The organism is Zavarzinella formosa DSM 19928, assembly GCF_000255705.1.
GTDB classification, from domain to species: Bacteria; Planctomycetota; Planctomycetia; order Gemmatales; family Gemmataceae; genus Zavarzinella; species Zavarzinella formosa.
Genome location: NZ_JH636444.1, coordinates 376,777 through 387,696, shown reverse-complemented (window position 1 = coordinate 387,696; position 10,920 = coordinate 376,777). Strand labels below are relative to the sequence as shown.

Genomic DNA, 10,920 nt, shown 5'->3' with positions numbered 1-10,920 from the left:
CTGTCTAAAATCACCGATACTTTCGGGCAGGGCGGGACCTATTTAGTAGAATCGAGAGCAGATAGCGACTGACAAGCCTACATCCTCAAGGAGTCGCTTCTTCGTGGTGTGACCGGCGAACAGATAGTCGATGACGATATCTTTTATTCCCGCGGGCCTCAAGACATGCTTCGAACGACTCGCCGGATGAAATATCCTGTGGTTGAAAACAAGTGTTTCCAAGGAGGCTCCGTTCACCACAATGATTAGCAGCAATGCCTGTCGAGAAAAACATGTTCCGCATGTGATATTTGAAAAAGCTGGAATCCTCGGACGATTCGAAGCAATTAGTCTGATTAGTGAGACAAATTTTTCGGATGACGCGTGACTTGTCAAACCATACTGATCGCAGGATTGCGGATAAGCTCCGCGGGCACGATCTTTAAGTGGGCCAGGCGATTACGGATTTGTTTTAAGATGGAAACGCATCGAGGAACCGGTTGTTGCTGTCGTGTTAATTCCCATTCCAACTGGCCTATTTCCAAATCGAATACTCGATCAACAACATCCCCCGACAGAAGACGGAATGGCGGGATCAACACGGACATATAATGCTCAACCAACGCGCGTCTTCGCATCTCCACAAATGGAAGCAAAACTGAAACTTGCGCCCGCCAAATTCGATGGGTCAACTCGTCTTTTGACGTCTGGTCGCCTTTCATTGCCAACACGCCGGAGTGAATTGTCAAACTGGCGTCCGTATAATGAACCATTCCATTTTCCCACTGCTCAAATTGAGACGTGGGAAAGGTTGTCCATTCAAAGTCTTGCGAATACTCGCACAATGTGCTGATCGGATTGATCAGCTTCTCCAAGGGGAGAGTTGACAATACTTCAGCCAGGCCTGGGTCGAACCCCGACAATTCGGCGGCAATGGCAATCGACACTTCATCGATCACAGTCCTGCGGCCACGATCCCGTGTTTGCCAGGCGATGTATGACAATTGATCGTGCGAACCAACCCACCCCATCCAGGGGACAACGGCCAGCGAAACGTCGGTCACCCCCTGAGAACTCGGGTTCAATCCGGCAACTGGAGCAATTATTGCCATTCGGTCGTGCGCAGGGCGAGCGAGACACCCCGCGGCATAAGACTTCAAAAAATCTTTCCAAGCCAGCCAATGTTCCATCGTCAGTCCGTGTATCCACAAGATCCCGGAAGGCAACTCGTTTGACAAAGCCAAGATTCGTCCGTCGACATGGACGGATGGGCTATCCTTGAGGAGTTGTCTCGCGAGCCAGTTGGCGGGGGAGGTTTTTTCGCCTCGCCAGGTGAATTCAAACCATTGGAACGACCCGGCGGGGTCGCAGGCCCTGCGGATGGCGTCATTGAATTGTGGCGGTCTGATACGAGGAGTCGGGACGACGACGCTTCGGCCGTCATTTAACGAACCGGCCACCGCTTCAATAAACCGGCTGGGGCCGGGTAGCGACCACCAGAAAGAGGATGCTGTTGTCATCAGGCATCACTCATTAACAATCTTGCCACTAGCGGATCGACGGTCCATCCGGCCGGGGCTGGGTAGGTAATTCGGAGAAGTTCTCCCCACCGGAGCACACGCCCCACTTGGCAACCCGCTTTCTCGCCTAATTCGGCATTCACAAGTTGATCAAGCTCGGTTTCGGATGCTTCGCCATATTGTGCCGCGCACCGAAGCACGTCAGAGACCATCGGAATGTCAAAACCGAACATTCGGGTCAATTCTTTGCGAAATAGTTTTTGATCCAAAAGGGCCTCCGTCTGCGACACCGATTGGTTCCAACCCGCGACCTCCCCGCGTTTCTGGATGCGGCTGGCGAACGCCTCCAGCAAATGCGGCCAGCCACCGGTGACCCGTAGCAAATGTTCCCGGCCTGTCTTGTCAGCGGCGGGACCAAGTTGCGTATCGTCAAGCCACTGCCGGATCGCCGTGTCTGACCACGGCTCCAAGGTGTAAATTCTCGTGCCCCGCTCACGGAGTTGGTCGAGGGCCGATTCTCCGGATAATTCCCATGTTTTCTGAGGATCGGCCACGAACATCACCCGGACATACTTTTCGGCGACCAACCGGTCCAATTTGTCCAAGGCGGCATCGACCCACTGCGAGTTCCAAGGAATCCCGGAGCCGATCCAAATCACGGTCAACTCAGTCGCGCGGGATTCACAGGCTTTGTCCAGATCGGCAGCGAACTCCTGAAGACCGGTCTTCTCGATCGCAATCACATTGGACTGCCCGAACGACTGATCCGTTGCCGTGCGCAAATCAGCCAACCCCGCCGCGGCGACGCCAAAGACGACGGCCACCCCGTTGGCTCTCCTTCGCAATTCAGATTCTTGCCCCAAAGACAACGGACTGCGGCGGCTCCGGTCGGGGTTTCCCGCAGTGTCCGCCAGTGGAGGCCGGAATTGGATGACGGGCAGGCGATCAAGAGAAGGCTCCCGGTCCCGCACCAAAGTGGCTTGGATTTCCTCCTCCGTTCCCATCAACAGCAATATGTTCGGACTCCTCAACCCGTAGCGGCCTCGCTCATGTCGAAGAATCCCCAACCCCACCATCTCGTCGAGCAGGGCGTGGACAGCGTCCTCGGCCAGAGGCCGGTCGGTCCCCGCAATTCGTTCGGAGAAGCCGACCTTCCAGTAAGATTCCGCGTACTCCTTGGCTTCGGCGGCGGTGAGGCCGATCGCCGTCGCGTTTTCGGCGACCGCGCGATGGGCGATGATGGCCGCCAAAACTTCGTATCGTTGGTCGAGTTGGAGAGTCCAGGTGAATCGCTCGCGGATGGCGCCCCGGAGAGCCTCGTCTTGATACGCCCGCTCGATGTGATCGGGGGTGATCACATATGGCGGGACGTTTTTCAAATCGAACGCCGCAAAGCTGGACTTGGTGACGTGCCTGAGCAGCGAATGACAGTAAAGTTGAATCAGGCTGGGATAATAATTTGTGTGAGACAGCACTCGGGTGACCAGATCCGGCGAAGCAAAGCGATAGCCCAAGGCCGCAAACGGCTTCTCGATCAGGCTGCGAGCTTCTTTCCACTCGTCCAGCAGCGGCCCGATGCAGATCGGACGGCCGAAATGAGCCAGCGGATGGTTCGCCAGCCGGGTCGTTCTCTGGACATTGTGCAATCCGGCGAAAACAACCTTGAACCGGCGTTCGGAGTTTTCCATGAGCCGCTTAAGGGCGTTCACCGCTTCGAAGGCCGCGGCTGGGCCTCTCTCCCCGCCGTCAGAGTCTTTGAGAAGAAATTGATCCGCCTCGTCCAACAACAGCAGCAAGCGGCGTTGGGCGGGATTTTTGTCCAGCCAGTCCCGCACGTGGCCCAACAGGGCATCGCCCCCGATGTTTTTCGGGACGCTGGCCGGAACCAGCCCCTTGTCCTTGAATTTTTCGGCCAGGAACGGCCAGAGCTCGCGGTCAACCCCAACCCGCTCGTCCCGAAGCGCGAAGTACAGGGCCATCTGTTCGGGAACACGCTTGAATTCCCTTTCAACGTCCCGGAGGAGGGCCGTCTTCCCCAGTTGTCGCCCTCCGTACACCAAGCATGAACCGCGAGGATTGAGAAGGGATTCCCTCTCCACTTTGCGCCCGTAAAACATCTCCGGGGAAACAAGACTTGAAGTGACTTGATAAGGGTCGTCATGAGTAAACGGCAGGCCGCAGGCAAACAGGCCGGCCATGCGAGAACCTGTTTCACCAGCCAGGAAAGCCAGAAGCGTGTCGTCAAGTATGACAAACGTTCGACGATGGTCGGTTCTGATTTGAGCTATTTCCCGCCTCTGGATAACAGTCAGCCGGCCGAAAAAAAACACAATCGTCGGCCCCGAATAACCTTGTCCGACTTGATTAATTAGCGCCCGCGGGTGGGGATGATCAAAAACACCGAGGACGCGGTACAACCCGCGGGCGTCCGATCCAAATGCCGGCAGCGGACACAAGGAGCGTTCCTCGACGGGCAGGGTTGACACGTCGAACCGAGAAGTTGTGCCCCGGGGCTCCACCTTGTTTACCGTGAACCCCAACCCCTCAAAAATTCTTCGAACGTTTTCCGGAGCCAAGTTTTTGTTTTTGGCGGCTGTTGCCCATGCGACAAACATCGACCTAAGTCCGGTGTCCGGCGTCGTTCCAGGTGCCACGGCAAGCGAAAGCCCGCCCCATTCTTGTCCCCGCTCAATTGCCGAAACCAATCCACCGAACGCGCCCCTTTCCCCGAACTGTCTCTCCAACTCCTCGGCCCGCGATGGGAAAAACTCGGCAAAGACATCCCGTCCGGCTTCGTCACTTGGCAACTCGTCGCCGCGGATCGCTTTTTCCAGATAATCGGTTGCCGTGAAAACATCGCCCAAGTCCAGCGCCTGATGAATTCGCCGCAAGGCCGGATGAGTGAGTTTCAAGCGATTTTGAATTTCCTTGCGCGCGAGCTCTACTTTTGCGTCACGACACGCTTTGATCTCGGCAACCACGCCGTCTAAAGCGTCGTATTCGGAGGAGAACCGGAGCACGCTGTCACCACGCTGCTCCACCTGACGCACTGTCGCCATGAGGTTGGTGTGCTGAGTTTCTTTCAACCAGCCGAAGGCGAGCGCCTGTTCGACCTCATCCCGCGTGCGGACAAGTCGCAAGCGCAACGCCTCCCGGCAATCGACAATTGCTTCTTCCCGCCGGAACTCGAGTGACTCGGCCGTTTCGGATGAGCCGGGTTGCTTCTTGATCAAATCGATGATCAACCGAGTGGCCACATGATCGCGCGTCTCGGTTCGCCGGTCGAACGCCTCTTCCAAGCCCGGGAAACCCTCGCGAACGGTGTCAATGATTGAGGCGGCCAACTTCGGCCGGAACGACGGATCCGGCGTGCCGTTAGAGGTCACGGGCGCGTTCGTGAGTAAAAGATCCGCGTGGAGCAAGCGGTAAACCGCCCCCTCTTCGCGCTCGCTTCCGGCGTCATGCTTGATCAGTGACCGGACGTCCCCCACCGCGTCTTGACATGCCTGGACCGCCACCCTCATGAACGGAGTTGACTCAGAATCTATGCGGGCATTTAATTCTTCGATAACGCTCGGGATGAGGCGGCTTGCGCTGTCACGAAAGTGCCCCGACTTCGCCGCCAAATAGCTCTCTCTGTCCGCCGGGGTGTTTTGCTGCAGGTCGAGCCACCGAAAAGCAAATTGGACAGCTTCGGCCGCGTAGTCAACGATTCTGTCGAAAGGAGGCCCGACAATTCGTATCGAGCGCCGCTGTTTATATCTGGCGTCGTCCGAGTCCACTCGTCCTCGAATCCAAGTCTGATCCCCCAAATGACCGGCCCATTCGCGGGTTTCATCAATGCCTTTCGCCCGGCTTGCATGGGGTAGGCCGGAAAACTTGGGATCCATCATATGTCTGAACAACATATGAACAGGTCCGTCCGGATTCTTCACCCAGCTCTGCCATATGGCAGTCGCCGTTTGGAACTTCAGTGTTTTGCTGACCGCATCTCGCATCCATGCGTTCGTTTGCCGAATCACCCGGCTTAAGTTTTCCTCCCACGTTTGCACGGTGTTTTTTTGCCCCGCGGCCTCAATTTCCAATGGAAGTCGTCCTTTGGAAAACTCACACACCACGGCACACAATTGCGACAATTTGTTGGACCGTGTTCCCAACGCGAGTTGCGACAGGAGATGGTCCGCCCCTGTCCCCGGAGCCAGCAAAGCGGGGCGCAACGTGGCGGCGGCCAGCAGGAACTCGATGGCTTCGCCAACGGGTTGCGAATCGCTGAAGTCGCTCAATTCTCTCAATTCTCGTTCCACGTGGATGGCCACTTCTCCGCTCATGTGGATCAAGGCCGGGGCAAGCGCGACGGCTCGAAGCAGCGCCGGTGATGGGACGTTCGGGGGCATCGATTCAAGTGATTCGAGGAGATGCGCGGCCAGGCCGTGTCGACACCCCTCCAACAAAACCCAAAATGATTCGGACGCTTCGGGATTCGCCGGGACGACGTCAGGTTTTGGAAGGGGCGACTCAACCGGAGGCACGGCGGGAGATCCTGGAAGAACCGGCGCCGAGTTATCAGGTTGTCCAATCTGCTCGAGCTCGGTTTCGCAAGGCGGGAGTGCTTCCGTGTCGGCGGCGTCAGACTGTTGAAGCCGGACATTAGTTTCCGATGATGCAATCTTAACGCGTTGAGGATTCTCAACTTGCGATCTTTCGGCCACGGGCGACCGATGCTCGACAGAAGGTTGAGGAAGTCCGGCCGATTTGCCGCGCAAAGCCTTTGTAAAAAGCAATTTGCTGAGGCTGGAGCCTTTGGGGGCATTTCGCTCAGGCGTTGGGTCGGTTTTTACCGAAGCGTTATTAGGTTCCGGCGAACACATTTCGATACTAGTTTGATCTGGCAGCCGACCATGCGGAATAGTTTCCGGCAAGGGGTCGGGCGTCATCTCCGTGGTGACAACAGGCATCACCTCGGTTTTGGCCGACGAATTAGAATTCGGAACGGCGGTTGCCAAAGAGTCGTTTGAAGTCGTAGATGGCAGGGTGGATTGCGAGTTTGTTGTCGATTGAGGCGCCGGCCGGACGACCGGATTATTCGGAGGCACCCATTGGCTCGAGTCTGTTTCCATTAGCAATCTGGCGAACGACGGAGCATTTTCGCCGATGACTATCAGTGCGTCGGGAGTTTGGTCCCATGCCCATATGAGCCATTCAGCGGGATCTTTCGGCCCGGGCAGGCTGGCAATCGTATTACTTGCGGCAATTAATTCGGCGGCGGCGGCCTCGCGCACGCCATCATACACTGTCAGTCTGGCTCGCTTTGTGGGATTAATAAAATGGCCGCCTTGCAGCAATCTTGCCACTTCGGTCAAACATTCCCGAACATCGATCCGTCTCGCTTCCTCCCGAAGCAGAGTTGTCAATTCAAGTGTGATCGCCTCAAACTCATTCTGGTTTCGCCATTTGGGAGGCTCAATGGCAAGCCGGGTTGCCAACGATTCGATTCGAGCGCTGATTGTATCAGCCAATTGATTACATTGTTCCAACCGAGCTTGAAAGTCTTCGAGATCACACGGAATGCCTGCTTTTAGATGTTCAAGTATCCTCACACACCCTGACACACAATCATGCAATCGAAGCGTGTCCGTCGTATTTTCACGTTCAAACTCTTCGCCATTCATTTGCTTCTCGTCACAAAAGTCATGATTTGTGTTCTGCCATTCTTGCATCGCTCGCATGCCAGGAAGCGGCAAAAGGGATATGCCGGCACCGGTAATTCTTTCAATTGCTTAGAAAAAAGGAACTCGATCCAACAGCGTTTCCACCGCACTGCGAGACGGAATTGAGCCGGCTTCGGGAAGACAATTACGATAATGCCCTGAAAATCCATTTGAAGACAAATACTTGGCGATGGCCTCCGTCGATTCGTCCCATCGACGCTGATTGTCTTCCCAGGCGGCTTGGGCCAGACGGACACATTCAGCGAGAAAGCGTTGAATGTTTTGCTCGTCGCCGTCTGGCGCGCCCTGTGCGAAAAACTCGCCGGAACGGTGGAAACGAGCTAGCGAGTCGGCGGCGTCGCGGCCGCTTTGACGGGCGGTCGCTTGAAAGTAAAACCCGAATGGATGGCCGACTTCCCGGGAAACGACCGCACGCTCCATTTCCGGGTCGATCCAGAGTTCGCCACGGCGTCTGGCCGCATCGGCTTTTGCCACGCGGCAGATTCTTCGGGACATCTTGTTGACACCCGGATGTGATTCGATTCGGCACAAATAATCTTCGGCGTCCCCCAGGCGGCCATTGCGGAGACATCCTTGGGCCATGTAGCACCAAGTCCGTGGCAGGTCGGTGGGCTCAAACTCCTCCAAAATCTCCTCTGACTGGCGGAACATCTCCTCCCAGCCTGACCGACCGAGGGCGATTAACGACCTGCCAAGAGTGTTGAATATCATGACCCGCGCGCTTGGTGTCACCAAGCGAGGATCGCTCTTCAGCCGGTCTTGCCACACGCCCAAGATTCGGAGGATTTCGTCGAAACGGTGAGGGGCGTAGAGGGCGGCGGCGTGGTCGACATCGGCCCGGGCCTGGTCTTCATACGAAAAAGCCTGCGAAGACCGTGTTCGCCGACACGATTCTTCCGCGAGTTCTGCCGATCTCTGATAAAAACCGAGGTGCCGGTTCAGATCCGTCATCCACTGACGGACCTTACTGCGAAGCCGCATGGGAACTCCCGCCGAGAATCCACAGCGTTCAGTGCGGCAGGCAAGATCCAACGCCTCCTTGTATCTATGCTCAATTTCCTCAAGCCGTCGAATCCTGGCCGTGACGGCGTCAGCGTCGATTGTGGTCAACGGTTGATCGTCTAGAAAGATCCTCAGCCACTGCCGTTCTTCGCACCGTTTCGCCAAGTCCGGCACCGAATCAACCTCCCACACCTCATCGAAGCGACAATCGTATTCTCTGGCTTCGTCAGAACTTTTGGCGCGAACCAGCAAGGTTCCCGGCCCGAATTCCCGGAGGAAGGCATCCAGTTTTCTTTTGACACCGCCCACAGAGATCAGCCGGTCCGCTTGTGGTTCCACGACAGCACACACGCGATCCAACTCCTGCGGCCGGGCATTTGCCTCTCTGATCACCGCCAGCAACCCTGCGACGTGCATGGACGGACCGTCGCTACGCCTTCCCAATGAATCAGTGATTTTGAAGGCAAACCGCTCTGGCACGCCTTCCAAACTTGGCAACCCGAGCGTGTGAAGGAACTTGATGAACAGATCCTGAAGGATTCCCCCCGGTCGAAAGGGAAGCGTTGGATCAACCTCCCATGCCGCCGACCGCTCCGCCTGCAACGGAACCACCCAAGTTTCTTGGCATCCCGCATCCACGATCACTCCAACAACCCCCGGCGCGGGAGGGCTTTGGTTCTTGGCGCCTTCACGAATTGAGAGCGGGCCGTGGCGTCTCGCCCAATTGCTGATCGAGTCGGGAGGCAAAAAGAAACCCAACGTCGGCAGCGCCTCAAGCAACGCCGACAACCGAGCGGACAGCCGGATCCGGGTGGCGTCGTCTTGTTCCCATCGTTTGAGAAGCTTTTCCAGGCACCAAACCGGATTGGTACGAAACAACGCCTCGTCTGCGATCGCGGACAGTTCGAGGATAAAAGAAGATGAGGTCATTGTTCGATGGTGAGGCGCCGGGGCGGGACGGTTTCGATGATCAGCGAAGCCCGGCCATCCACCCACGGGCAGAATCGCTCGCTTTGATGCAGCCGACCCTTGGGGCCTTGCCGCCAGCCCAAGTCCGTTTCATCCCCCGAATGGTCTCTTCCTTTCAGTGTCGGAGCCGATTCAAATGAACCTTCCCAGACTCCGCGTACGCCGAGGGTATCAACTTGGAGGAACAACTGGCCGCCTGCCAGCTCTTGGACCTCATGGTATTTCACCGCGTCGGCGCTGGCGATCACTTGGGCCAAATCCGCGAACAGTGTGCTCCCCGGTTCTGCCGCGAGAGAGTACTCCGGAGCGTAGGCAAGCGACGGCGGTGTGGCGGATGAAAGCGAAGACAGCAGAATGATGTCATCCCGTGGCGTTTTGGGAAGTTCGGAGCGAACCAGCAATCCGCTCCTCGCCCGTGAGACATCGCCGATCCATTCTTCATACTCGGGGTCGAAATCCGCCGACCGATCCGCCGGTTCGACGGGTCGGCCTCGGACCAGATCAGCCAGTCGCTGTCGAACCGACGAGATGGCCTGCTCCGGGACGGCACCGACCCGCAACCGCGACTCGCAGAAATCTGCGGGGAACCAGTCCGTCTCGCCGCAACGGATGGTGAGACGGCGGCCGACGAGGGTTTCGGGAAGGACGATGTCGGGGGGTCCGGCGAGCGGAAAATCATCCGCGGGAGCCAGGAGAAGCAAGCTGGAATCGTCCGGATGGAACCGCACCACCAACCATTCCAAGGCGACGTCATCACCCGCGTCGAAGACGTATAAATCACCGACTGCTGGCACGTCGCTATTGACTGTTGGCGGTGACTGCTTCGCCAGCCTCTCGACGGTCTGCTTGATCGCATTTCGGATGCGGTCATTGGGGCCGTGGATTGACATGATCCCATCCCTTGTCGGCCCGCGAGGGGCCGAGTGTCATTATTTAGTAATTTCTTAACCGGGTTTTGGATTAGGAATCCGGGTTTCCGACAATAAAACTCGAGAAAATTTCCCGCAGCAACTGGAAGTCCTCGGAGAGTGTTGCCCTGGGGATTCCGGTCAGTTCGACAAGTTCGGCTTGCGTGGGAGGGAGTTGCCCCCCCTCCTCGATCACCTCAACGAGGGACTTGAACACCACACCTAGTGCAGGTTCAAGCGACCTTTTTCCGTTTCTTGGGCGGGTCCGTCTGCTGAAGATGTTGATGTTGGTTGCAGCCGTAGTAATCGCACGCCCGTGTTTCGACCTCCGAGGCGCTCAACACCCGCTCCGGTTGCACGATGGCCCGTTTGCCATGCACCCATTTGGGCTCGATCGTGTTCAGCCACGGACTCTTGCTTGGCAGCCGGCACGTCACCAGACGCACACCACCCTCCCGTTTCACCCGGCGGTTGTGTTCTTTGACCCACGCACGCACGATTCCACTGATGTGCCAGGAGGCATTGTCCCAGACCATCAGCAGGGCCTTCTTGCCCTCCCGGGCCAGTTCCGCGCAGACCCAAGCCAGATAGTCGGTTGTGACCTGGCTGACTGGTCGGCCGTCCACGAACCGCAGCATCATGCCGCCCGTGTCGGTCCGCAACAACCCGTAACAGGCCAGTGCCTTGGGGTCGGCATCGGCGGGGGCCAGCGTGAGTTCTTGCAACCGTTTGGGCTTCCCCGCCGCCCAGACATGGAGGTTCGGCCGGGCCAGACGACTCCACCAACATTCGTCTTGGAACCCCAACACCCAG

Annotated in this window: 5 protein-coding genes; all 5 read right to left on the bottom strand. The window is 57.2% G+C overall.

Going from position 1 to position 10,920, the window contains the following annotated elements; translation table 11 throughout:
- Window positions 1-371: 371 nt before the first annotated feature.
- Window positions 372-1,499 carry a hypothetical protein gene (locus BGIM_RS0130575; RefSeq protein ID WP_157369546.1) on the bottom strand — a complete coding sequence of 376 codons (1,128 nt, stop codon included), beginning with the start codon at window positions 1,497-1,499 and terminating at the stop codon, window positions 372-374.
- Complete coding sequence (locus tag BGIM_RS0130570) at window positions 1,499-5,893, bottom strand: AAA family ATPase (RefSeq protein ID WP_157369545.1); 4,395 nt, start codon at window positions 5,891-5,893, stop codon at window positions 1,499-1,501. Before BGIM_RS0130570 ends, BGIM_RS0130575 begins: the two co-directional genes overlap by 1 nt.
- 1,383 nt (window positions 5,894-7,276) lie before the next feature.
- Window positions 7,277-9,160 (bottom strand): hypothetical protein, encoded by a 1,884-nt coding sequence (locus BGIM_RS0130565; RefSeq protein ID WP_020473483.1) that lies wholly within the window; start codon window positions 9,158-9,160, stop codon window positions 7,277-7,279.
- Window positions 9,157-10,089 carry a hypothetical protein gene (locus BGIM_RS0130560; protein ID WP_020473482.1) on the bottom strand — a complete coding sequence of 311 codons (933 nt, stop codon included), beginning with the start codon at window positions 10,087-10,089 and terminating at the stop codon, window positions 9,157-9,159. Before BGIM_RS0130560 ends, BGIM_RS0130565 begins: the two co-directional genes overlap by 4 nt.
- 251 nt (window positions 10,090-10,340) lie before the next feature.
- Window positions 10,341-10,920 (bottom strand): transposase (locus BGIM_RS0130550; RefSeq protein WP_202947330.1); only part of this gene is annotated, 580 nt, incomplete at its 5' end.

Coding starts and splice junctions, on each gene's coding strand:
- BGIM_RS0130575 (WP_157369546.1), bottom strand. CDS start 1,499: ATGACAACAGCATCCTCTTTCTGGTGGTCGCTACCCGGCCCCAGCCGG.
- BGIM_RS0130570 (WP_157369545.1), bottom strand. CDS start 5,893: ATGCCCCCGAACGTCCCATCACCGGCGCTGCTTCGAGCCGTCGCGCTT.
- BGIM_RS0130565 (WP_020473483.1), bottom strand. CDS start 9,160: ATGACCTCATCTTCTTTTATCCTCGAACTGTCCGCGATCGCAGACGAG.
- BGIM_RS0130560 (WP_020473482.1), bottom strand. CDS start 10,089: ATGTCAATCCACGGCCCCAATGACCGCATCCGAAATGCGATCAAGCAG.